We start from the raw sequence: 22,390 nt of genomic DNA on the forward strand, positions 1-22,390 counted from the left end.
CGCCTATTCTGCTGCCACTGAAGTTACGTCCCACGTGGCGTCTGGTCCGGTTCCAACAATCCGGGAGAGGATGCCCGCAGTGTCGATCCCGTCCCCGTGCGGCAGAAACACCCGCAACTGAAAGGCGATGATCTCCGTGAAGCAGCTGAGGGCCTTGAGGCCGTCGATCATGCCCCGATCCGCACCGCCCAGCTCGAGGCGCATCTCGCCTGCGACCCGGCGACGGGTCAGGGTCAGACCCCGGCCCAGATCGACAGGCGCGGTGGTGCCGAGGGCGGCAGTTAACATCTCCTGCGGTGTTTGCGGATTGGAGACGAGGAAGCGGGCGCGCAGCGCGGCCGCCCCTTCTTCGCTTAGCGTGCGCCCGATCATGGCGGTCGCCCCGTCCGGCGTGACGCGGTAGATCTGCTCATTGGTGGTCGGAATGTCCTTCCAGATCGGCAGCAGCAACCCAGTCAGCAGGTAAAGCTTGGTCGTGGTGGTTTTTGGCAGGGATGCAGCCTCGGCATCCCAAATCCGCGCAAACTCGGGCCTGTCGATCTCTTCCCAAGCCGAGGACTCAAACCGTGCCTCTTCGAGATAGCTCGAACCGTTTGGCCGCACCGCCTTGCGCATCAGCGTGACGATGTCCTCGTCATACATCTGCATGGGCCGCGCCGAGATGAGCGCCGCGCGACCGGAGGCGCGATTCACCATTGGCAGCTTGTCGGGGTTTCGCGACATGGCCTCTTCGGCGCCGAAGACATTGACCGGGTCGGTGACCTCCAGCCCGATGATCCGCGTCACGGCGCCGGATTTCGGGCAGGTCCAGAGATCCTCCGTGGAGACCTGTTCGATCTTTTCGCCGCGCAGGGTTTCCACGCCGAGATCGAGCGTGCCCGCCGCGCGCGCCCGCTCAGACTGATCGGCAATCCGCCTCATGAACTCGGCAAAGAGCGCGTTCTGCATGTGGATGGGAAGGGCCAGAACCCGGTTGAGAAACCGCTGGATCGGCGGCAGCTCCTCGAGCAGCACACCGTCCTTGTCGATCAGTCGCAGGGCTGTCCAGTCGGTGAAGCTCTCGTAGCTCATCGCGGCGGCGCGTCCGGCGGCAAGATCGGCGTAGTAGCCGCGCAGCGCCGCTCGCGCGATCGGGCTTTCGAGATTGTCCTCCTCGCGGAACATGCCTTGCGAGCCGGTCTCGCGCTGACCCTTGGTCAGGGCCCCCAATTGGTCGAGGCGTTTGGCTATAGTCGACGTGAAACGTTTCTCGCCATGCACATCGGAGGTGCAGACCCGAAAGAAGGGCGAGCTGACCTGAGCCGAGCGATGCGTGCGCCCGAGCCCCTGGATGGCCGCATCGGCGCGCCAGCCGAGCTCCAGAAGATAGTGCCGCCGCCGTTTCTGGTTCTTCGCCGTCTGCGCGGCATGATAGGAGCGGCCCGTGCCGCCTGCGTCCGAGAAGATAAGGATGTCCTTCTCGCCGTCCATGAACGCCTGCGTTTCCGAGGAATTGCTGCTGGCGGCGCGCTTCTCGATGAAGAGATGGCCATCCTCGGCTTTCAAAGGGCGGATGGAGCGCCCGGTGACTTCGGCTACGGCTTCATCGCCGCAGGCCCAGAGTATCTGGTCGAGCGCCAAGGGGATCGGCGCCAGTGTCATCAGTTCCATCATTGCCGCATCGCGCAGGGCGAGCGCCTCGCGCGAGACGACCAGCGCGCCGGTCTCATCCCGCAAGGGTTCCGCCACCATGTTGCCGTCGATCTCCACGAGCTTTTGCGCATGAATCGGGAAGGCCTGTTCGAGGTATCCCAGCACGTAGTCGCGCGGCGTCAGCGCTCCCTCGACGAGTTCATCCTCGGGGTCCATCGTCTCAAGCCGGCGTTTCAGCAGACTCTCGCCCGTCGAGACCACCTGGATGACGCAAGCCCTGCCCGCCGCCAGATCGTCCTTGATTGCGCGGATGATGGTCGGGGCTTTCATGCCCATCAGGAGATGGTTGAAGAAGCGCTGTTTCGTGCTCTCGAAGCGGGACTTGGCCGAGGCGCGTGCGGCCGAGGCATTAGTCTCTCCCGAGGCGTCGTTGACGCCGGTCGCCGTCAGCGCGGCTTCGAGATTGTGGTGGATCGTCCGAAACGAAGTCGCGTATGCGTCGTAGATCTCGATCTGGGCCGGGGTCAGCGCATGTTCCAGCACATCATATTCCACGCCATCAAAGCTGAGGGCACGCGCCGTGTAGAGCCCGAGCGTCTTGAGATCGCGCGCGACCACCTCCATGGCAGCAACGCCACCGGCTTCCATCGCCGACACGAAACTCTCGCGGCTCGGGAAGGGGTATTCCTGCCCCTGCCCCCAGAGACCGAGACGCGCGGCATAGGCCAGGTTGTGCACGCTCGTGGCGCCCGTGGCCGAAATGTAGAAGACGCGAGCGCGGGGTGCTGCCAGTTGCAGCCGCAGGCCTGCAAGGCCCTGCTGGGAGGGTTTGGCCCCCCTGCCCTGCTCGGACCCCGCCGCATTCTGCATGGCATGGGCCTCATCAAAGGCCAGCACGCCTTCAAAGTCTTCGCCCATCCAGTCCAGGATCTGGCTCAGTCGCGTGGTGCCGCATTTGCCCGCGGACCGCAGCGTGGCGTAGGTGACGAAGAGGATACCGTCGCCCATCGGGACGGGCTGGTCCGGTTTCCATTTGGAGAGCGGCTGGATGTTGGCGGGCGAGCCGCCAAGATCGGTCCAGTCGCGGATCGCGTCCTCGATGAGCGCGGCGGACTTAGAGACCCAGATCGCCTTTCTGCGTCCGGCCAGCCAGTTCAAAAGGATGAGCCCGGCGCATTCGCGCCCCTTGCCGCAACCGGTGCCATCTCCGAGGAAATAGCCGAGGCGATAGGCATGAGCATCCGGGTCATCATCGGCGCGCGTCAGCTTGGTCTGGTCGTCATCGATGGTAAACCGGCCGGGCAGGTCGCGCCCATGGGCATCATGTGCCATGATGATGGTCTCGAGCTGCGCCTCGGAGAGATCTCCCTCCTCGATCAAGCGGGCGGGCAGGCGCAAGTCATCACTGCCCGTGTTTGAGGGCATGGGCGGGGCAACCGAGGCCATGGCGATGCTCTCGACCAGCGGCGTGGGATGTTCCTGCGCGCCCGCGATCTCGATCCGCTGCGGGCGGTAGCGCGCATAGATGTCCGAGACCGGCGTGTTGTCGCGCGGGGTTGCAAAGCTTGTGAAGCTGAGCGGACGGACGGCATTGGCCCGGGGTTTGGAGGCGGCGACAGGCGCAGCGGCGGTCTTGCGCGGGGCAGATGATGGAACGGTCAGCCGAGCATGAGGGATCGCTTCAGCCCGTTGGGCCGGGCTCATCTCGGGCCGGGTTGCGGCCACGGCGTCGACATATGCCAAGGCTTCATCCAGATCCCGCACAGGGACGCGGATCATTTCGCCGTCCTCCTGCACCTTGTCGAAGACCATCAGCTGGGTTTCGACAGAGGTGCCAAGCTTGCGGTAGACCTGCCCCAGCATCGTCAACGCCAAGCGCGGCGTCAGGAGACCGCAGGCGCGGGACCAATGCGCGGCATCGCGTTCGGGCGTGAACCCCGGCGGCATGATCGCCACAAGCCGCCCGCCGGGTGCCAGACGCTTTGCAGCCGCGACGAGATGTTTGGCGGCGATGTGCTTGTCCCGGGAGCGATCGACCGATGAGGCGAAGGGCGGGTTCATCACCACGACGTCGGGTAGAACCGGCGTCTGCAGCAGATCGTCGATATGCTCGCCGTCTTGGCCCGTCACCTCGCCGCCGAAAACCGCGCGCAGGAGGCGCTGGCGAAAGGGGTCGATTTCATTGAGCACAAGCGTGGCACCGGCCCGGGCGGCGAAAGCTGCCAGGGCACCGGTGCCAGCCGAGGGCTCCAGCACGGTCTCGCCCTTGCGGATCGCAGCCGCCCGTACCGCCAAGGCCGCAAAAGGCAGCGGCGTGGAAAACTGCTGCAGGCGGATTTGCTGTTCCGAGCGGCGGGTTTCCGTCAGGAGCCGAGAGGCAAGGAGCTTTGCGGTAGCAATGTCACCCGCTGCGTTGTCCCCACGCAGCAGCACCTGAATGGCCGCGGACTGCATCAGGTCGTAGGCCATCCGCCAGTCCCAGGCACCGCCGGCATCGCTGCCATGGAACGTCTCGCGCATGATACGCGCGAGCACTGAGCTGCGCAGAGGTTGGTGGTCGATCTCCGTGCCGATCTGCGAGAGGGCAGTGGCGAGGTCAGCGTCGAATTCAACAGGATTGGGGAGCGTGGAGCGGGGCTTGGACATGGGGGTTTCCTTTGGATCAGGGTCTGAGTTCCAAAGACAAAAAGCCCTCTTTCGCTTTTCGGGATGATGAGCTCAGACCAAGAGGCATCCAATCTACGGCCGGCCAATCAAACGGTTTTTCGGAGTTGGATTAGAAAACTGAAAAACCCGCCGCAATGCGACGGGCTTTTGCTTTCTTTGTGCAATGAGGGGAGGCATAGTGCCCGCAATCTCAAAGCTCACGCTCTATATGGCACCGAAAGTCTTTACTGTCAATGTATCCACCGTTCACGGCTGATGAAGAACACCACCTTCCGAACGTCCTATCCGCACCTAGGTTTGCGACCTATCTGCGCGAAACCGGCAATGATAGGACGCGAGCTCTCCACCTATACCACTGGAATCTTCAAGTATCAGCCGCGTTCATGGTTCCACTCCATGTTTTGGAAGTTGCGCTGCGAAACGCGATCGTGGAAGCAATCGAAGCTGTCCATGGAGGAACATGGCCTTGGACACAAGGCTTCATCCGTTCGTTACCGAACCCGCGCGGTCCGGCATACAGCCCCAAACGAGACCTCGAAGGTTGCGCAGCACAGCAACCCACTGCCGGAAAGGTCGTCGCCGAACTGAAGTTCGTGTTTTGGGAGAAGATGCTGACAAACAGGCACCAAGGCAGACTGTGGGACGATCATTTCTACGCAGTGTTTCCGGACGCGCCTCGTGGTGTCGCTGCCAGCCAGCGCCGATCTGAATTAAGGTCTGACATTGAAGCCGTGAGGAGGCTCCGCAACAGAATCGCACACCATGAGCCTGTTTTTCCGCGCGCCCTTCAGGATGATTTTGATCGGATCATCCGCTGCATAAGATGGCGCAACGAAACGACCAGCAACTGGGTGCTGGAAATCGAGACGGTGCGCGCACTACTCGCAGTGCGCCCCTAAGCGTCCCGCCCCGCTAGGAATTCCGCCAGCACAGGACTGGCCGCGCCCTTTGCGGAGCTGAGCAGCTCTGAGCCCGCAAGCGAGGCCTTCGACAGGCGTACGAGCCCACCGGTTTCCTCGATGCGGTAGCAGCGGCGTTTTTGCCGCCCCCGCTTGTAGTACGTCGCGGTGACAATCTGGCAGGTGCTGCCATCGGTGAGCGTCACAGGGGCCGCGAGCCTGATCTTGTCGCCTTCCTCGTAGTCCGGGATCGACGCCCAATCCCGGCAGCGCTGACGCCAGTCCTGGGCGTAGCTGCCTTCGTCTTTCAGGTCGGAGAGGCGCTCGATCAACCCAAGGGGGGCACGCGACTCGTTCGGGCCAGCGCTTTCCTCCATATCCTTGTAGCCCCAGCAGCCGTCATCGTATCGGGTGAGGAAGACAGCCCCGAACGTGATCGAGCCATCCGCATCGGTCAAATAGGTCGTGTCCTCGACCGGCGAGCCATCGATACTTGTGACCTTTGCCGCCGCGTACCAAGTCGAACCCACCTTGCAGGCTTTGACCAGTTCCGTCTTGCGCCTGTCGCTCTCGAAGGTGCAGAGCCGGGCAATCTCCGCTTTCTCATCCGCGTAGGTCTGGACGCGGCGATCGGTATAGAAGAGCCAACCCATCTCAGAGTCCTTTCTCTCGTTTGGGAAAATTGTTGTCGCCAATGTCCCGAGAGGCCCGCAGGCCCGGCAGGGTATTGGCGATGCTTGTTTGAGAATGGGCGCGTTACGCCGCCCTCCGGTCATCGATTTCCATCAGCGCATCGAGCGGCACGCGGTAGGGCTGCATGGCGTCGAAATCCTCGCAATTGCCGCAGTTCTGCACGATCGCGAAGGTATCGCAGGCATCCTTGAGGATAACCCGGAAGGTTCCGCCAAGGCCCGAGGGCACTTCGTAGGTTCCGCCGATGAGATAATCCGAGGCCCGGCGCACGAAGACGCGGATGCTGTGGCCATCGGTGGCGAGCCGGATGGCCCCTCGCCCCCGGTCGATGAGCACCTGCACGTCATCCAGGATGTCGGTGTAGAACTGGCCGGTCAGATCACGAAACGCCATGCGGCGCTGCGCCATCCAGTCGGTGTCCCGAAACGGGTTCATGCCGTCGGCGAAGGCGAAGGAGGGATCTGCCTGTTCGGTGGTGACGATACGGGTGGTCGTGCCATCGATGCCGTTCGAGCGCAGATGCACACCATTGCCGACGATGAGGATCAGGGCTGGCCTGTCCACGGGCCCGTTCCAGTTGGGCAGGAAGGTTTTGCAGGCGCGCGCATGGGCGATTTGCGCCGCCACAGCGGACGCAGAGAACTTGAGAATAGCCATGGGGATGTCTTTCTGTTCGGTGTGGGAGCGTCGACCCGCGCAGGGAATGCCTCGCGCGGGTCGCGTGAGGACTCAGGCCGCTTGCGCGATGTCGCCGTCAGACTCCGGGGTTTCCGCAGCGGGCTCCGCCTCATCAAAGGCGACACCGGCGGTCTGCATCATCGGCGGGCACCAGGCGGCGACGGCAGCGCGCTGCGCGTCCGTCAGTGTGGCGAAGGGTTCAGCAAAGAGCTTGTCGCAGAAAGCGACGATCTCCTTCTTGCTCGACGAGGCCAGCGTCACAGCCTCCTGGGCCAGACCCAGATCCTCGCCGAGGATTTTCAGAAGCCAGGCCTTCTTGAAGCGGTTGAAGAGCGCCGCATTCGGCGTCCAGTGGGCGCGAATGTCGGGCATGATCTCGATCTCGAACGCATGCATCAGGCTGTCGCGCTGGCGGTCCCGGGCAAAGCAGGACTGCGTGGTGCTGGCGGTGGCATAGGCGACCAGCTTGGCCTTCTCCCCTGCCTGAAGGGCCCGAAACGCCGCGAACTGATCGGCGGGCGCACGGGTGTCATCGAGCCACGAGAGATCAAGCGCATCATGCGCCGCCGCCACCTGCTCGAGCGAGGTCTCGTCGATCTCGTCTATCTTGGCGTGGCTGCGGTATTCCTTGCGGGCCTCGATCTTGATCGCCTGCGTGACCCTCATGCCGCTGGCCAGAACATCACTCACCAGCTTGAAGAGCGTCAGATCGAGCGTGGCCTCAGGATGCAGCGCCATCGCGGCGCCGAGCGCCATGGCTCGCTCGGTTTTGAGGTCCTCGGCCAGAGAGGCCGGGTAGGTGATATCGCCAGCGTCGGGGGCCTCCTCCCCCGTCGGGTTGACCGACGAGCCGCGCGCGCCTTCCACTTTCACGGTGTCCTCGGGGCGGACGAGGCCAACATGGAGCGTGACCTGCCCACCCTGCCACGACGCGATCACCCCGGACCGCGCGAGGTCCTCGGCGCTGTAGGCCTCCTGCAGATCGCGCACTTCTTCTTCCAAGGCGTCCACGCGCTCGTAAAGGGCATTGTAGGCACCGTCCTCGAGCCCCTCATCCTCCATCTCGAGCTGCAGTTTCTCGAGTTCGGCGGTGATCTCATCGATGCGCTTTTGCGCAGCCTCATCAGGCTCGATCGGGCCTGGATAGACGCGGCCGTAGTCGGCCATGGTCGCGTAATCATAGCGGACCATCGCATCGGCCCAGGCAAAGCCCAGCCTCATACGGGCCTCTTCGGCAGCGGCACCGAGCTTCTCGAGCAGGATGGTTTCGACCAGCGCTGCATCCTCGAGCACGGAATGCTCATCCAGCAGATCGGCTGCGACGGCGCCGCCACGCGCCTCGTAGTCCGCGCGCACGAAAGCCCCGATATCATCGCTGACCTGCACACCGCGGGATTTGAGCGCCTGACGGACCGTGTAGGCCTGCAGATAGCCGCCGTCTTTCGTAAGCGCCTCGAAGACCTCGCGCTGCGCCTCCTGGCTTGGATGCTCGGCGAAGGCCTTCATCGTATCGAGCGTAATCACCTTGCCCCGGGCTGCGGCGCGGATGTCGGGGTGGATCAGGCCATAGCGCAACCGGCCTTTGACAGCTGCCACCGTGGTGCCGAAAGTCTTTGCGATGGTCTCGGGCGTCTGGCCGTCGACCTCCATCATCCGGGCGAAAGCCTCGAACTCGTCGATGGCGTTCATCGGCGCCTGGGTAATGTTCTCGGCGAGCGACAGCGCCGTGGTGACGTCACACTCCTCCGGCACAAGGCGGCAGTCCACCTTGGTTTTCGCGGTGAACCCCTTCGCGGCCTTGTCGGCGACCAGCTCGCTCAGCGCGGCATGGCGCCGGCCACCGGCGAGGACAGCGTATTTGCCGTCGAGCTTCTGGACAAGGAGCGGCTGAAGGAGGCCCAGCACAGCGATGCTGGCTTTCAGATGCGCGATGTTCTCGGGATCATAGGTTTCCGGGGAGTTGCTGCGCACATTGGCCGGATGGGCAGTCAGATCGCCGATGGCGACGGTGAGGGGGGCAAAGCTTGTGGTCATGGGGTATCCTTCCAGGTGGGTGAGGTGTGGCCCGCGCCTTCACGCGCGTGACCAATCCCCGGCTTCGGGGATCACCACGACAAAAGGCCCACTCTCCCTTTGAAGGGTCAGTGGGCCTTCATCGGCTGCGATGTCAGGAGGAGGCGTCCCCTGCCCTTCTACCAGTCGCGCGCCAGCATGATGGTCAGCACGCGCGTGGTGGTCGTGGGGTTGTCCGGGGTCTCGGCCCCGTAGCGAAAGTCGGAATCCGCTTCATACAGATCGATTTTCCAGAACACGGTCTCGCCGCGGACCGTGACCGACCCGAAATCATGCCAGCCTTCGGGATCATTCTCGGGCTCGAACGTGGCAAACTCACCGGTGGCCTTGACCGCCTCGGCCATGAAGCCATCACCGGCCTCCATGAGCGAGCGGGTGACATGCATGCGACCCTGGATGGGCTGCGCGGGCGGCACTCCAAGGCACGCGAGCTTGCGAAACGCGTCGTTCTGCGCGGCGATCACACTCGGATCCGGGCAGTCTGGCTGGGGTTGAACGGTCATGGACATGGGAATCTCCTTTGAGAAGTTGAAACACCCTTCTCAAAGCCCGCTTTTTCTTTTCCGCCGGGCGGAAGGACCGAAGCAGAAGGTGCCCTACCCGAACGGCCCCTTGGGTCTATAATTCGGGTTGGGGATGGTTTCGATCCAGCCGCCCTGTTCCTTGATGCTCTCAAGTGCCGCCGAGAGCGGATAAGCGCCCTCGGACCGGCTCCACCAATAGGCACGGCGCTTGAAGGTGATGATCTAGCGGCGGCCGTCGTTGAAGCAGGCCACCCGCAGGGTCTTGGGTTCCTTGCGTGACATGGGCGTCTCCGTTCTGTCTGTGGTCAGGCGGCCTCGGCGCTGCGCCCTGCCCTGCCCGTTTCCGATCTGGCGATCAGATAGTCGCAGGCGCGCTGCGCGTCCGCGGCGTGCCGGAAGATCGCGCCCTTGTCCGACCGAAGAACGCGCAACCAGTTGTGGAGGTAGGCGGCATTCATCTCGAGCGTATGGGCCGTGAAGCCGAGCGTCTGACCCAGGAACACCGAGGTCAATTCCGCGACGATCTCCTCGCGCGCATAGGACGTGTTGCCAAACTTCGAGAACCCGAAATCACGGTTCAGTCGATGGGGGGCTTTCGTGGCATGGGCCAGCTCATGGGCCCAGACCCCGTAAAAATTGCACGGGTCCTGGAACCGCGTGATGGACGGCATGTAGACCTTGTCCACGGGGGGCAAATAGTACGCCTCCGTGCCCGTGAAGACGGTTGTGATGTCGATGGCATCGAAAAACGCCTGCATGTGCGGGATGGGCTCGGACGGCGGATGCTCGGGCGCGGGCTCCGGGTCGGGGAAGAAGCTGTCGGGCAGGCCATCGATCTGGCAGGCATTGAACACGCGGTAGGACTTCTGGAAGCGGAAGATGTGGGCTTCCTCGGAGTGATCATCCCCGTCGCTGCGGTCATGCTCATCGCCGCCCGCGTCTTTCCGGCTTTGACCGTAATAGACGACGACAGAGGACTTCTCGCCCTTGCGGACCTTTGCGTCCAAGGCATTGGCCTGCGGCAGCGTCATCCAAAAAGGCGAGCTGTGGCCCGCCATCACGGTCCGCATCGTCAGCAGGAAGTTGTTCACCCCTTGGTAGGGTTCTCCGCCCACGCGCAGAGGGCGAGAGCTGCCACCTGCCGTCCAAGGCTTTCGCCACGGCAGCACGCCGCGCTCGATGATGCGGATGATTTCGTTTGTGATGACCTCGGAGGCATCGAATTTGGGCGTGCGGGATCGGGCCATGGCTGGCCTCCTTTCGAGTTTTGGTGAGAGGGAATGGTGATCAGGCTGACTGACGGGGCCGCGGATCATTGGTGATGCTCACGCCAAGCTGTTCGACCATATCGATGTAGGTGATCAGCGAGACGGACCTGCCGGGCCCCCAGGGTTCAGAGTTGTCCGATCCGTCCCGCGTCACCCGCGGCAAGTTCGCGAAGGCGATGACATCGGTGACGGGTCGGATATCGATGAACGGGGTCCCTCGTGCGACCGCAAGAGTGGCCAAGGGAAAGCGCTCGATCGGTGCGAAACTCGACACGGTGGTCCAACCAAGATAGATGAATGTCCCGCCCTCTCCGCAGATCACATGCGCGTTTGGCAATGACGCCGCCTGCTTCAGATAGCCGAGATCACGCAGGACAGTCTCGCGCTCGAGCCGCTGTGCCAGCGCCGTCTGGCCAGTTCGGCGCAGCTCTCTATGCCGCCACCAGGAGGCGGCGGTTGCGCGGAGCACGCGCAAGACACCTGATTGCATAGGAATGCCCTTCATCCGGAACGGCAGACCGGAACCCGGCCCGGACCCATCTGAGGGACCCCAAAGGCCCTCATCCGTCAGTCACAAAACCCGAAGAACACTTTTACTTTTCGTGGACCAAACCCATGAAACACCCAACCTCCACCGAACTGTACTGGCACGACGGGATGAGAACTTCCACAGGGCCTATCGGCTAGACCTGTGGCGGTTTCTTCTTCACGAGATAGCCCAGACCGCTCAATCGGCCCGCAACTGCCAACTTCTTCGTAAAGCGTGCTGATCCTTTGGCTTCCCGTCGATGTAGCGGATCGGCATCCTGGAAAGGGAAGCCATTTCGATGAAGTCTATTATGGGCATGATTTCTCATCGCGAATACCAAAAACGCCATAACCTATTGTTATTAAATTGTTTTCCGCCATCGGACGGATCAGATCATTCCGCAGCCAACATCAAAGCACTCTTTTGAAGAGTTCGGGTGTCATGAAATCAAGAGATTGAGTTGCAACCGCTGTTCTGCGATGTCCTCGTCGTCCAATACGACCAAATCAGCGGAACGCGGGACCGCTGGCAACCAGCTGCTGCGCTTGAGGAGCCGATTGCCTCGCTGGCCATGTCGCCATTATCGAAGTGACTGAGAAGTTACGGGGTCCCCTTCCCCGCGCGCGGGAGTTCGAGGATCGAGCCCTTGGTCAAACGGTTTTGGCAACCATCGATCGTCTGCTCCTTGTGCGCTACGGCCCGTAGCCACGATATCATGCAACAGACATCCACAACCTACCTCTCAGGCATTAGCACCGATGAAGGCCAAGCGAATATCCGAGGCCAGGACCCAAATCGCCGTCAGCAGGCGCCGGATAGCGTAGAGCCAGTTATTTAGGGTATTCATCATCAGATCTCAGACATCGAAAAGGGCAGGGGCCGCGGAGGCGCGCAACGATCTGTATGTTCTTCGCTAGCCGCCTTGGCGCTACTAGCAGCGATGGTCACCAGCTGAGGTTTCACCATGGTGATCGGGATGCCCTCGTCATCAGATCTTCGCCGCGACGAAGGCGAAAGCCACTTTCACGATCTCAAATACCGCCATACCTCACCCCCCTAACTTTTCTTTCTCAGACACCGTTTGTGTGCCGAGAGCCTACTTAACAGCTGTTAAGTTATGCCATGCCAGCCGCACGCGATCGGAGTTTAACAGCTGTTAAGCCGCGTTCCGCCGGCCAATCAATGCCATGACCATTGGGCCACAGGAAAACTCGCCTGCCGCAGCTTTGGTAGTCAGAGCTCGCAAGTATCCACCAGGCGATCTTATGTCGGCGAAGCGTTCCAGCATCGCAGCAACGACGATCGACGCTTGCTCCGGACCCATGAACCGCTGTGCTTCTTCCCATGCAGACGTACTGATCCCCATGGCTGGCCGCACATGGCACGCCGCATCGAAAAGCTGATGCCAATGCCGGATCTCACCTTGGTAGAAGGTCTTAAGCGACGGGCATGCCGCTATCACTAGGTGGAGCGGGATCTTTGGCAGATGTCTTGTGTCCTGTTCATCAACGTCAGCCACCGGCTCATTCGTATCCACATCTGGCACACCCGCCGCCACCCCGCTTTTTTCTAAAGCAGGTTCAAAATCTATAGATTCTTTATTTGAATTATGATGGTGACGCTCAGATTGGGCATCATTGGTGTTCATTTCTTCTGTTTCAGGGCCATCAATGATGTTGCGTGCCTGGTCAAGGAGAGCTTCAAGATCGGCTCGATAGGCCGCGAGGTCCTCAATTGAAAGCTTGCGGCGAAGCGCGCGGGCTGTGAGGGCAGCCTTGTCGCGAAGCTGATCCCAGAAGCCTAGTCCTGGCTGCATCTCGTCTCCGAACTCGGCGAGGGCCGCGAGATCGCGTCGCATGAGGCTTACGACCTCTCTGAGGCGCCTGACGCGCTCCTCAGCCTCACGTACGGCCTCTGCGGCCCGTGCTATCTCCTCAGACTGGCAGTAGAGCGGGGAAAGATCGAAGCCAAAGGCGACGCGGTCTTCGCCGTGCTTGCGGACGTAGCGCTTCCCATTGGGGCTATCGCGCCGCTGGAGCAAGCCAGCCTCGACGAGACGCGCGAGGTGACGACGCATCGTTGAGCACGGCATGCCATTGAGGCGCTCGCAGATTGCCTTGTTCGAGGGGAAGACGACCATCTCGGCGTTCCCGCCAAGCGCATCGTCCGGAAAGAAGCTGAGGAGCCCCTGCAAAACAGTCAGATCACGTTCCGAGACCCCAAAGGCCGCTTGCGCCTTGGAGAGCTCGCGCAGGAGTTCCCACTTGTTAACGGGTCTGGCCGGAACAGATGCCTCGGGTCGCTCGATGACGCGCAAATGAGCGTGCGAAATCGGCCGCATAAACGGCGAAATTGGTGTGTACTCCATGAAAATGTTCACGAAGACAAAAATTCTAGGGCCCGCGAATCGCTTTGCGCTTGCGGGGTAGGGGCCAGAACGCTACATTCAGAAGTGCGAAAACTGAGATTTTGTAGCGGGCTGATCCCGGTGCGAAACCTTACAAAGGTCTCGTGAAGCTAGCTTCTCGGGGCCTTTTTCTTTTTGCCTGTATCGTGCCTCCTTCTTGTTGGTTGCTCTTCCTCAGTCTTCTGAACGCTTCCAGCGCTCATGAAGCTCGGTAATCAGCTTTGGGGCATTGCCCTCCAACCAGCTGATAAAATCAGGTTCATCCGTAGTCAGATCGAGTTTAAGCTGCTTGCCTTGGCGGCCGGTCTTGACCGTCGCAGCTCCGACACCGGGGATCGCCAAAGCAGGCACGCCTTTTCTAGACGGGCTTGCTTTCTTCTCTGCGCTCTTCGCGGCTGCCAGAACTGCGAGAAACGCACGCTCAGAAACCTCATCGACCGAGCCGGAACTTTCGGACTTGGCTGCATGAGCTACGGCTTGCAGTTGGTCTCGATCACCGTCGTAGGCACCCAAAGCCTTTTTGAGCTCTTCCCATCTCGGGCGACCAATCCCGGGAGCCGCACCAATTGCCTGGATGAGTTCCTCGCCGACCGTCCGAACGACACTCAAGAGTTGTGAAACCCCAGCTTCGTGGAGGTTAAGGACTTCGGCGACACCTCGATTGGTGCGCTCAGCCCCTTCCAAATGATCACCGTCCAGAAGTGCCGTCGCAACGAGCGCACGCTCAATAAAGCTCAGATCACGACGCTCTTGGTTCTCGAGAAGCTGATCTCGAAGCGCTTGATCACCCTCAACCTCTGTGACGATAGCTCGAACTTTGATACCGAGTTCGCGACATGCTTCTAAGCGTCTGCGGCCATAGATCAGGTTGTAGCGATCGTCTTCCAGTGGGCGGACCAAGACAGGCACACGCTGACCGTTCTTGGAAATAGAGTTCTTCAGTCCCTCAACTTCAATCTGAAGCCTGTCATCCAACCGTCCTTCGGTAACAATCTGCGCCGGATCGATTCCAAAAACACCGCCACGCAGTCGGCGCCCTTCAAGAGCGTCAGGAGCGTTGCGAAGGGTCTGCAGCGGCAGGCCAAGTTTAGGCTTTCTTGCCATTCCGCCCCCATGTGTTCTGGATGATTTCAGCGATCTCATCGTTCACTGCGTTCATAGATTCGATCGCACGATCAAACGTCTGACGCGTGAAGTCCCTCTTGTCAGCTTCGTAGAGCGTTTGCTTGGTCAAGCCGGCATCAGAAATTGCGGTCGATTCAACCATGTGATTGGTCAGGACCGACCTCCCAAACAGCCCGCGAATGAAGGCGATGACTTCGGTTTGTGGCGCGTCGCCGACTTTGTATCGCGTTGGCAAGAAGCGCAGCCAATCGAAGCGCAAATTTGCGCCTGCATCCCTGATTACTCCCAGGAGATCCGCCGTCATTCGCAGGAATTGGGACATCGACATAAGGTCAAGCATCTGCGGGTGAACCGTCACGAGGACGCCCGAGGACGCGGAAAGTGCTGACATCGTCAAGAAACCAAGCTGCGGCGGGCAGTCGATCACAACAACGTCGTAGTTCGCTTCAACACTATCGAGTGCGTCATGAACTCTCGCGAAGAACGCCTTCGCTCCGCCTCGCTGGATAGCAGCAGGCGTCTCGTGCTCGAACTCCATGAGTTCAAGGTTGCCTGGGATGAGATCAAGGCCGCGAATGTAAGTCTTGCGGATCACTTCGGAGATCGGAACCGGATCGTCGTAGCGAACGGCATCATAGAGGGTTCCGCCCTCCATGAGGTCGAGTTCTGGCTGGATTCCGTGAAGAGCCGAAAGAGATGCTTGGGGGTCGAGATCGATCGCAAGAACTCTGTACCCCTTGAGCGCCAAGCGCTGAGCGAGGTGAGCAGACGTCGTCGTTTTGCCGCTTCCGCCCTTGAAGTTCACCACTGAAATGACTTGAAGCTCGTCACCGTCGCGACGCCCAGGCACGTAAGTTCCAGACTTTTTTGCGTTTCCTTCAAGCGTCTGCCGGATTTCCCAGATATCGTCGAGCGTATAGCGGCGATGACTTCCCGCCGTCGTCTCGACGTCAACGATCTTTCCTTCTCGATGAAGCTTCCGAAGATAGGTATGGTCGACGCCAAGGAGCTCAGCAGCTTCGCCGCTGGTCAAAGTGCGCATCACCTTCTTTGCATCCGGTGGGAAGTGCGCAGCGCGCTGAGCATGCAGGTTCGACGCGAGAAGTTCCGCGTAGTGCCCGATGGCGATATCTAGATCTTGTTCTGCTTCGCTCATGTCTGCCCCGATCCGTGGGCGCGTTTTTTATGTGACCGCGCGTTATTTTTCGAGACTATTGCCCGACCAGCCAGATTCGTGCAAGCACTTTCTAGATTTAGTGGCAATCCGTTAAGCCAACACAAGTGTCGTGTTCACAGGAGCCCCAACTTTTCCGCACGCTCAAGCAGCATTTTGACCGAAGACGGCTGCCAGCTAGTACGGCCTCGAGGGGTGCGCTCACGCATCGATTCTAGCCGGTCGCAGATCGCCTGCAGTGTGATTTCGGGGTCCGAGCCTTTGATGGCAGCCACGATAGCTGGCAGGCGGTCATCGGTTTCGCGGCGTCCGGCGCGGCCAAGCACTTCATCTGGTAGAAACCCGTCGCGGACATAGACTTTCACAGCACGGAGTAGGCGGCTTTGGGTCCAGTGCCGGTCGTGGGGCAGGGGGCCATTAATGATTCGCAAAACATCTTCCCAGGCCATATCCGGCCGTAGGCGTCGCACGTGGGGCACCCAATCCTGCGCGGTTTCGTTCAGGCGCTCCATGTAGCCGTCCTGTCGTGCCAGCCGCACCTTGCGCAGCGCGGCGGGGTCTTTGGTGCGAAGCCCAGGATTGCCACCAACGCGCCCTCTGGCGCGCGCAGAGGCAAGCCCGGCCTTTGTGCGCTCACGTATCAGCGCGCGCTCGAACTCGGCCGCGGCGCCCAGAACCTGCAATGTGAATTTTCCTTGAGGGGAGGCGGTGTCGATTGGATCCTGCAGCGAGCGGAAGAAAGCTCCCTTGGCCTCCAGACGTTCGATCACCTCCAGCAGATGCGACAGGGATCGCGCAAGCCGGTCGATCCGCACAACGACCAGCGTATCGCCGCTCTGGACGCGTTCGAGCAAACGCGCGAGTACAGGACGCGCGCGATTGCCGCCTGAGGCGTGCTCTTCAAAGATCTCGGCACAGCCCGCAGATTGCAGCGCCTCAGACTGGGGCAGGGGGGTCTGATCCTCCGTGGAAACGCGGGCATAGCCTATCAGGGGCATGAAAACGGGGCCGATTGCAATTTCATATGCCGTTACTAAACGACCGTTTGTAAGCGAATGCAAGTGCCGGCTCTGTGGGGCTGTTCAGTCCAAAGCCCTTGGTTCCCTTACGCTGAGCGCGATCAGCGAGCTCTCGCAGACCATTGCGCGCACGTGCTATATAAAGTGTGCAGGCGCACCCTGACAAAACCCTTGGGTAAAATGCAAAAATGCCATATTTTGCACATATGGAGCCTCAAGCATGTATAAAGTATAATATTTTTGATGATCCTCTTGAGGATGCGGAGGAGCTTGAAGAGACTTCTGAGGACGACCTGTGGTTCCTGCCCGGTCCGATGGAAGAGGAGCCGCATTATCTGCCGCCCGGACCTAGGGCCGAAGTGCGTGAGACCGCTGTTCTTGACGATTGGCGACGTGCCGAGGCGGGCCATGCTGCCCGCCTTGCCCGTGTGGCCGGCCGGATCGGGGCGCTAGACGACCGTCTGAAGCGTGGCCCGGAAGGCTGGCGGCACAGGCTTGCGTTGATCGAGGCGGCAGACCTCAGCTGGTTTGCAGGCGACCGAATTGGCCCGGATCGGCTGGCGCTCTGGATATCCATGCGCTTGTCCGGCGTGCAGGACGACACCGCAGCGCTTGCGCGTGTCGGATGGGCGGTGCGGCGTCTTACAGGCGGTCCCGGCCCAGACGTGGACCTGTCCGCCTTCCTCGATCGCCGTGACCCCGAGAACATGGTGGATGAAGCCGAGCCCTTCGCGGATCGCGCGGGCGGGTGGCTTGACCTGATGGCGCAAGCCGCCGACCTGCACCCGATCACGCGTGCCTGCATGGGGTTTCACCTCTGGAGCCTCGCGGGCCTCGGACAGCAGAGCAACCGAATGGAAGCGGCGGTCACGGCGTCGCGCATTGCCGCGCATGAGGGCGAGGGGGCAATATTCGCACCCCTGGCCATGGGTGGGGCGGGGGCGCTGCGCGCCGGCGGCCCCCCGGCTGAACGTTTGGCGCGCGGGCTCGAGAAAATGGAAACGGCCTGCCTGACCGCGATGCGGCACCTCGACGATATCGAGACATGGTCGGCGCTGGCGGAAGCCGAGATGACCCCACTCTCGGGCAAGACGCCGCCAGCCCTGCGCGGAGTGCTGACCGAATGGCCCCTGGTCTCTGCCCCTATGGCCGAGGCCCTGACCGGAGCCAGCCGCGCCGCTGTCCAGCGCAACCTCGCCTGGATGGAAGCGCGGGATCTGGTCCGCGAGCTAACAGGGCAAGGACGGTTCCGAATGTGGCGCGCCACAAACTGATTGTCGAAGCGATCTGTGCGCGCCGATGTTGCGTCTATCCGCAGCACGGCTGAAACGGTGAGGAGCACCGTTTTGCAGATGCTCGAGGTCAAAGAGTTCGGCTGATCGGCTGAGACAATTCGGCTATCGCCACGTCCCCAACTACCATGAAAGCATTGTCGACTGGGTCGTGACCGGTCTGCGGGTATAAACCGGACAGACCATACAACGCTCCAAGCGACGAACGAGCCGTTGTCGCAATGGCATGTCGAGTGATGTCTTCTTGAAAATCGCCTTCGGAAAGAGCAGGGGCAGGACATGAAGCTGCAAAATCTCGAACGCCATCAAGCCTGGATCTACCTCGCTGCCATCCTTTCCGGTCTGGTCTTGGGCTCGCTCGCCCCCGGTATCTCGGGGGTGTTCGAGGCGCTGCTTTGGCCGGTGTTGGGGCTTATGCTTTTCACTACCTTCGCTCAGATGCCGCTAGCGCACCTGCCGCGCGCGACGCGCGACCGGCGTTTCATCGGCACCATGTTGATCGGCAATTTCGTCCTGGTGCCGCTGCTGGTCTGGGGGCTGATCGCGTTCCTGCCTGACGATCCTGCGCTTCGGCTCGGGGTGCTTGTCGTGCTGCTGGTGCCCTGCACCGACTGGTTCATCACATTCACCCATCTCGGTCGCGGCGATGCGGTGCGTGCCGCGTCCGCGACACCGATCCTCCTCGCGGTTCAGTTCGCCAGTCTGCCGCTCTTCCTTTGGCTTTTTCTCGGCGAGGCATTCTTTGAGCTTCTCGCCGCCGACCGCATTGCCGCCGTCTTTGCGGCGCTTGTCCTGCTGCCGCTCACAGCGGCTTTCCTGCTGGAGCGTTGGGCAGAGGCGCGCCCGGAGCGGGCCGCGATCGTAAATCGCCTCGCCTGGCTGCCGGTTCCGCTTCTGGCTGTCGTGGTGTTCCTGATCGCGGCCTCGCAAGTCGACGCGGTACGGGATGCGCTGCCGGTTTTGGCGCAGGTGGCGGGCGCCTACGTCGCCTACCTCGTCGCCGCAGCACTTCTCGGTGCGGCGACCGGGCGGGCGGCCGGATTGTCCACTAGCGGGTGACGAACGGTCATCTTCTCGCTCTGAACCCGCAACTCCTTCGTCGTACTTCCGCTGGTGCTGGTGCTTGGACCGGAGTGGAACGTGGCGGCCGTGGTCATCGTCTTCCAGTCGCTCGTCGAGCTCTTCGGCATGGTCGCCTATCTGTGGATCGTGCCGCGCTATCTGGTCCCCGAACATGCGGCGACCACGCAGGACTCCGCGGGGAACGAATGATCGCAAACAACGGCGCTGGCACCATTGTCCGCTTGGCTGACATGCATGGGCGTCCTCAACTATGGCCCTTCAGGTCACCTCCGTCAGCGCGTCGATCACAGGGCATTCAGGGACATCGTCACCGGTGCATTGCGCCACGGTGGAAGACAGCACGCGTTCGATGCGTTTGAGATCGTCGATCTTGGCGCGGACCGAGGCGAGATGCGAATTTGCCAGACCCTGCACCTCGCCGCAGGTCTGGGCACCGCCATCGACCAAGGCGAGCAGATCGCGGACTTCGTCGAGCGTGAACCCAAGCTCGCGCGCGCGCATGATGAAGCACAAGCGCGCGACATGCCGATCATCGTAGACGCGATAGTTTTTGCTGGAGCGCGGCGGCTCGGGCATAACGCCGATGTTCTCGTAGTAGCGAATGGTCTCGAGATTGCAGCCGGTCAGCCTGGCCAGATCTCCGCGCCTGAGGACCTTCACCGATCTGTGACGATTTTTCACGTTTGACCCTCTTGAGCCTGTACCTGCTACAGACCCTAGATTGAGATCATCACTGAGGCAAGGATGATTCGAACCATGACTGAAACCACATCCGCCGACCGGCAGACGGCAATGGACGAAACAGGGGCTGCCGACAAAAAGGCATGGACGACAACCTGGCTCGGCGCGCTTGGCGCGCTGGCGATGACCTCATGCTGCATCCTGCCGCTGGTGCTGGTCAGCTTCGGCGTTACCGGCGTTTTCATTGCGCAGCTGGGCGTTCTCTACCAGTACAAATGGATCACCTTCGCGCTGAGTGCCGCCTGCATCGGCTATGGATTCTACAAGGCCTACCGTCCGATCCCGACTGAGGCCTGCGCGGATGGCACCTGCGCGCGCCCCATGAACCGGAAACTCATGCGATCCATTCTTTGGATTGCCACCGCCATCGTCACCGTCGCGATGATCTTTCCCTATCTCACCCCATACCTTCTGTCCTACTGAAAGGCCGAACCCATGAAGTCACTCCATCTTGCCCTTGCGGTCGTTGGCACTCTCGCAGCTTCCCCCGCCAGCGCCGCCGAACAGCGCATCAATATCGGGGTAGGCGAACTGACATGCCCGACCTGCTCCTACACGGTGGCGGCGGCCATGCGGGGCGTTCCCTCGGTCGAGATCATCGACTTCATGGAAGGAGAGGAATTCGGCACCGGCACCTACATCGTCGCCTTTGATGACGAGGCCGCCGATCAGGACATGATCGTCGAAGCAATCCGCGCCACCGGCTATTCGGCGGACATCGTCGAGTCCGGCGATTTCTGATCGCATTCACCGACCCGCACTCGGAGCTGGAGACAGCATGACAGACATGAACAATAACAATGAACCCACGACCCTTTTGCGGCGCGGCCTCATCGGCAGCGTATTTGCGGCGATCTGTTGCTTCACGCCGTTCCTGGTGCTGATCGTCGCCGGGGTCGGACTTTCTGCCGTTGTTGGTTGGCTCGACTACGCGCTTTTCCCGATGCTCTTCGCCTCGCTGAGTGCGGTTGCATATGCCCTGTGGCAGCAAGCCGGCAGACCAGGGCACAGTCCGAAAGCCCTTCTCATCGGCTTGGCGGTTGTTCTTTCGGCTCTGCTGTTCTGGCTGGAGTTCCGCTTTGCTCTGCGGATCTCGGTTGCCGCCGCTTTGGCGGTGGCGGGATATGCGCTCTGGCTCAGAAAATCAGGCAGTTCAGCAGTGAGCCGGATCAAGAGAAACTGGCACAAGGAAAGGAACAGGTATGACCAAGACCTATGACCTCATCGTGATCGGCGGCGGCACCGCTGGAAATGGCGTCGCCCGGATGGCCGCGGATGCAGGCTGGAGCGTCGCCAGCATCGACAGCGAACCCCATGGCGGCACCTGCGCCCTGCGCGGCTGCGACCCCAAGAAAATGCTGGTCGCGGTCACCGAGGGTGTCGAATGGGCCGAAAACATGGAAGGCAAGGGGCTGGAGGCGCAACCTTCGGTCAACTGGCCCGACATGATCGCCTTCAAGCGCAGCTTCACCGAAGCTATGCCACCGCGCATCGAAGCCGGGTTGGAAAAAGCGGGGATCGACGTCTTGCATGGGCTGGCACGGTTCACCGGCCCCAATACGATCGAGTTGAACGGCGAGACCCTGACCGCGAAGCATTTTCATATCGCCACCGGCGCGCGGCCGATGACGCTGAACATCCCGGGCGAAGAGCATCTGACCACCAGCACCGAATTCCTGGAACTGCCTGAGCGACCGAACCGCATCGCCTTTGTCGGCGGCGGCTTCATCGCCATGGAATTCGCCCATATTGTCAAGCGGGCGGGCGCGCGCGAAGTGACAGTGCTGGAGATGATGGACCGCCCCTTGGGTCCTTTCGATCCCGACTTGGTCGCAATGCTGGTTGAGGCAACCGAAGAGCTCGGCGTCGATCTCCGCACCAAGGCGAAGGTGGCGAAGATCGAAAAGCAGGGCGACGAATTCACCGTCACGGTGGAAACTCCCGACGGCACCGAAACGATCACTTGCGATCTGGTGGTGCATGGCACGGGCCGGGTGCCCAATATCGATCGCCTTAACCTTGAGGCCGCCGGCGTCGAATACTCACGCCGTGGCATCAAGGTGAGCGACGCGATGCGCACCACCAATCCGGCGATCTTCGCCGCGGGCGACTGCGCTGCCAGTGGGCCCAAGCTGACCCCGGTGTCCGCCTTCGAAGGGCGTGTGGCAGGCAAGAACCTGCTGGCTGGAGAAGACGAGCGTACCGTGGATTATCCGCCGATCCCGTCGGTAGTCTTCACCCTCCCGATGGTGGCCACCGTGGGCTTGTCGGAAGCGGTGGCCAGGGAACAGGGGCTGAAGTTCGACACCCATTTCGAAAAGACAGGGGACTGGTATTCGTCGCTGCGCGTCGGCGCGAAACATACCGGATTCAAGGTTCTTGTCGAAGAGGGCAGCGGACAGATCCTCGGCGCGCATCTGATCGGGCCGGGCTCCGAGGAGCAGATCAATCTTTTCGCCATGGCCATGGGTGCCGGGCAGACCGCCAACCAGATCAAGGCCATGATTTTCGCCTATCCGAGCTATGCCTCCGACATCGGTTCGATGGTGTGATTCAAAATTATTGATCGGGGCCGTGTCGCGATAC

At 61.3% G+C, this 22,390-nt stretch carries 20 protein-coding genes and 1 pseudogene; 8 read left to right on the forward strand and 13 right to left on the reverse strand.

All coding sequences use genetic code 11. From position 1 onward, the window contains the following. Positions 1–3: 3 nt before the first annotated feature. Entirely contained in the window at positions 4–4,278 is a 4,275-nt protein-coding gene (locus R1T45_RS01375) for a strawberry notch-like NTP hydrolase domain-containing protein (protein ID WP_317388887.1), read from the reverse strand. 404 nt (positions 4,279–4,682) lie between these two features. Here R1T45_RS01375 and R1T45_RS01380 point away from each other — a divergent pair, with 404 nt between their 5' ends. Then, positions 4,683–5,198, forward strand: coding sequence for a hypothetical protein (locus tag R1T45_RS01380; RefSeq protein WP_223866110.1), 516 nt, complete (start codon positions 4,683–4,685; stop codon positions 5,196–5,198). On the opposite strand, the gene R1T45_RS01385 is transcribed toward R1T45_RS01380, so the two are convergent. From R1T45_RS01385 to R1T45_RS01435, 11 genes and pseudogenes are all read right to left on the reverse strand, one after another. Next, positions 5,195–5,851: a DUF6927 domain-containing protein gene (locus tag R1T45_RS01385; RefSeq protein ID WP_048535399.1), complete on the reverse strand. Its 657-nt coding sequence runs from the start codon at positions 5,849–5,851 to the stop codon at positions 5,195–5,197. The two genes, R1T45_RS01380 and R1T45_RS01385, sit on opposite strands and share 4 nt — an antisense overlap. A gap of 103 nt (positions 5,852–5,954) precedes the next feature. Beyond that, entirely contained in the window at positions 5,955–6,548 is a 594-nt protein-coding gene (locus R1T45_RS01390; protein ID WP_025042408.1) for a hypothetical protein, read from the reverse strand. A 72-nt stretch (positions 6,549–6,620) separates the two neighbouring features. Next, the gene (locus R1T45_RS01395) at positions 6,621–8,603 is read right to left on the reverse strand and encodes a ParB/RepB/Spo0J family partition protein (protein WP_048535398.1); all 1,983 of its coding nucleotides are present in this window, start codon (positions 8,601–8,603) and stop codon (positions 6,621–6,623) included. Positions 8,604–8,761: 158 nt separating this feature from the next. Further along, on the reverse strand, positions 8,762–9,151 hold the full coding sequence (locus R1T45_RS01400; RefSeq protein WP_048535397.1) for a DUF3768 domain-containing protein: 390 nt from the start codon (positions 9,149–9,151) through the stop codon (positions 8,762–8,764). Between the two features lie 87 nt (positions 9,152–9,238). Then, a pseudogene (locus tag R1T45_RS01405) lies at positions 9,239–9,448 on the reverse strand (DUF6330 family protein). Positions 9,449–9,471: 23 nt separating this feature from the next. After that, on the reverse strand, positions 9,472–10,413 hold the full coding sequence (locus R1T45_RS01410) for an ArdC family protein (protein WP_048535395.1): 942 nt from the start codon (positions 10,411–10,413) through the stop codon (positions 9,472–9,474). Positions 10,414–10,453: 40 nt separating this feature from the next. Continuing rightward, positions 10,454–10,939, reverse strand: coding sequence for a hypothetical protein (locus tag R1T45_RS01415; protein WP_317388888.1), 486 nt, complete (start codon positions 10,937–10,939; stop codon positions 10,454–10,456). Between the two features lie 1,180 nt (positions 10,940–12,119). Beyond that, positions 12,120–13,331 (reverse strand): plasmid replication protein RepC, encoded by a 1,212-nt coding sequence (gene repC / locus R1T45_RS01420; RefSeq protein WP_317388889.1) that lies wholly within the window; start codon positions 13,329–13,331, stop codon positions 12,120–12,122. A 213-nt stretch (positions 13,332–13,544) separates the two neighbouring features. Next, positions 13,545–14,474 (reverse strand): plasmid partitioning protein RepB, encoded by a 930-nt coding sequence (repB, locus tag R1T45_RS01425; protein WP_317388890.1) that lies wholly within the window; start codon positions 14,472–14,474, stop codon positions 13,545–13,547. Beyond that, complete coding sequence (repA, locus tag R1T45_RS01430) at positions 14,458–15,651, reverse strand: plasmid partitioning protein RepA (RefSeq protein ID WP_048535388.1); 1,194 nt, start codon at positions 15,649–15,651, stop codon at positions 14,458–14,460. Before repA ends, repB begins: the two co-directional genes overlap by 17 nt. 134 nt (positions 15,652–15,785) lie before the next feature. After that, positions 15,786–16,667, reverse strand: a complete 882-nt coding sequence (locus tag R1T45_RS01435) for a recombinase family protein (protein ID WP_317388891.1) — start codon at positions 16,665–16,667, stop codon at positions 15,786–15,788. A gap of 227 nt (positions 16,668–16,894) precedes the next feature. Here R1T45_RS01435 and R1T45_RS01440 point away from each other — a divergent pair, with 227 nt between their 5' ends. The 3 genes from R1T45_RS01440 to R1T45_RS01450 all read left to right on the forward strand — a co-directional run bounded on the left by R1T45_RS01440 (position 16,895) and on the right by R1T45_RS01450 (position 19,252). Beyond that, positions 16,895–17,962, forward strand: a complete 1,068-nt coding sequence (locus tag R1T45_RS01440) for a hypothetical protein (protein ID WP_065324511.1) — start codon at positions 16,895–16,897, stop codon at positions 17,960–17,962. A 297-nt stretch (positions 17,963–18,259) separates the two neighbouring features. Continuing rightward, positions 18,260–19,039 (forward strand): arsenic resistance protein, encoded by a 780-nt coding sequence (locus R1T45_RS01445; RefSeq protein WP_227512167.1) that lies wholly within the window; start codon positions 18,260–18,262, stop codon positions 19,037–19,039. 81 nt (positions 19,040–19,120) lie between these two features. Beyond that, complete coding sequence (locus tag R1T45_RS01450) at positions 19,121–19,252, forward strand: hypothetical protein (RefSeq protein ID WP_264753311.1); 132 nt, start codon at positions 19,121–19,123, stop codon at positions 19,250–19,252. Positions 19,253–19,321: 69 nt separating this feature from the next. Here R1T45_RS01450 and R1T45_RS01455 read toward each other — a convergent pair whose 3' ends face one another. Then, a complete protein-coding gene (locus tag R1T45_RS01455) occupies positions 19,322–19,723 on the reverse strand; it encodes a MerR family transcriptional regulator (protein WP_037953553.1) in 402 nt (133 codons plus the stop codon). A 96-nt stretch (positions 19,724–19,819) separates the two neighbouring features. Between R1T45_RS01455 and R1T45_RS01460 the strand changes: the two genes are divergently transcribed. From R1T45_RS01460 to R1T45_RS01475, 4 genes are read left to right on the forward strand one after another with little or no spacing between them, the layout of a single operon-like run. Beyond that, positions 19,820–20,227 carry a mercuric transporter MerT family protein gene (locus R1T45_RS01460; protein ID WP_009824452.1) on the forward strand — a complete coding sequence of 136 codons (408 nt, stop codon included), beginning with the start codon at positions 19,820–19,822 and terminating at the stop codon, positions 20,225–20,227. 12 nt (positions 20,228–20,239) lie between these two features. Next, complete coding sequence (locus R1T45_RS01465) at positions 20,240–20,545, forward strand: heavy-metal-associated domain-containing protein (RefSeq protein ID WP_048535538.1); 306 nt, start codon at positions 20,240–20,242, stop codon at positions 20,543–20,545. Between the two features lie 37 nt (positions 20,546–20,582). After that, positions 20,583–21,023 (forward strand): mercury resistance system transport protein MerF, encoded by a 441-nt coding sequence (gene merF, locus R1T45_RS01470; protein WP_081285561.1) that lies wholly within the window; start codon positions 20,583–20,585, stop codon positions 21,021–21,023. After that, positions 21,007–22,356 (forward strand): dihydrolipoyl dehydrogenase family protein, encoded by a 1,350-nt coding sequence (locus tag R1T45_RS01475; protein ID WP_050672455.1) that lies wholly within the window; start codon positions 21,007–21,009, stop codon positions 22,354–22,356. The genes merF and R1T45_RS01475 overlap by 17 nt, the downstream gene beginning before the upstream one ends. The last annotated feature ends 34 nt before the right edge of the window (positions 22,357–22,390 follow it).

This window comes from Sulfitobacter sp. LC.270.F.C4 (assembly GCF_032922545.1).
Classification (GTDB): domain Bacteria; phylum Pseudomonadota; class Alphaproteobacteria; order Rhodobacterales; family Rhodobacteraceae; genus Sulfitobacter; species Sulfitobacter profundi.

Bases quoted from the DNA above. Each gene is read 5' to 3' on its own strand.
- R1T45_RS01435 (WP_317388891.1), bottom strand. From the start codon at position 16,667: ATGCCCCTGATAGGCTATGCCCGCGTTTCCACGGAGGATCAGACCCCC.
- R1T45_RS01465 (WP_048535538.1), top strand. From the start codon at position 20,240: ATGAAGTCACTCCATCTTGCCCTTGCGGTCGTTGGCACTCTCGCAGCT.
- repB (WP_317388890.1), bottom strand. From the start codon at position 14,474: ATGGCAAGAAAGCCTAAACTTGGCCTGCCGCTGCAGACCCTTCGCAAC.
- R1T45_RS01415 (WP_317388888.1), bottom strand. From the start codon at position 10,939: ATGAAGGGCATTCCTATGCAATCAGGTGTCTTGCGCGTGCTCCGCGCA.
- repC (WP_317388889.1), bottom strand. From the start codon at position 13,331: ATGGAGTACACACCAATTTCGCCGTTTATGCGGCCGATTTCGCACGCT.
- R1T45_RS01410 (WP_048535395.1), bottom strand. From the start codon at position 10,413: ATGGCCCGATCCCGCACGCCCAAATTCGATGCCTCCGAGGTCATCACA.
- R1T45_RS01440 (WP_065324511.1), top strand. From the start codon at position 16,895: ATGGAGCCTCAAGCATGTATAAAGTATAATATTTTTGATGATCCTCTT.
- R1T45_RS01475 (WP_050672455.1), top strand. From the start codon at position 21,007: ATGACCAAGACCTATGACCTCATCGTGATCGGCGGCGGCACCGCTGGA.
- repA (WP_048535388.1), bottom strand. From the start codon at position 15,651: ATGAGCGAAGCAGAACAAGATCTAGATATCGCCATCGGGCACTACGCG.
- R1T45_RS01445 (WP_227512167.1), top strand. From the start codon at position 18,260: ATGAAGCTGCAAAATCTCGAACGCCATCAAGCCTGGATCTACCTCGCT.
- R1T45_RS01395 (WP_048535398.1), bottom strand. From the start codon at position 8,603: ATGACCACAAGCTTTGCCCCCCTCACCGTCGCCATCGGCGATCTGACT.
- R1T45_RS01375 (WP_317388887.1), bottom strand. From the start codon at position 4,278: ATGTCCAAGCCCCGCTCCACGCTCCCCAATCCTGTTGAATTCGACGCT.
- R1T45_RS01380 (WP_223866110.1), top strand. From the start codon at position 4,683: ATGGTTCCACTCCATGTTTTGGAAGTTGCGCTGCGAAACGCGATCGTG.
- R1T45_RS01400 (WP_048535397.1), bottom strand. From the start codon at position 9,151: ATGTCCATGACCGTTCAACCCCAGCCAGACTGCCCGGATCCGAGTGTG.
- R1T45_RS01460 (WP_009824452.1), top strand. From the start codon at position 19,820: ATGACTGAAACCACATCCGCCGACCGGCAGACGGCAATGGACGAAACA.
- R1T45_RS01390 (WP_025042408.1), bottom strand. From the start codon at position 6,548: ATGGCTATTCTCAAGTTCTCTGCGTCCGCTGTGGCGGCGCAAATCGCC.
- R1T45_RS01385 (WP_048535399.1), bottom strand. From the start codon at position 5,851: ATGGGTTGGCTCTTCTATACCGATCGCCGCGTCCAGACCTACGCGGAT.
- merF (WP_081285561.1), top strand. From the start codon at position 20,583: ATGACAGACATGAACAATAACAATGAACCCACGACCCTTTTGCGGCGC.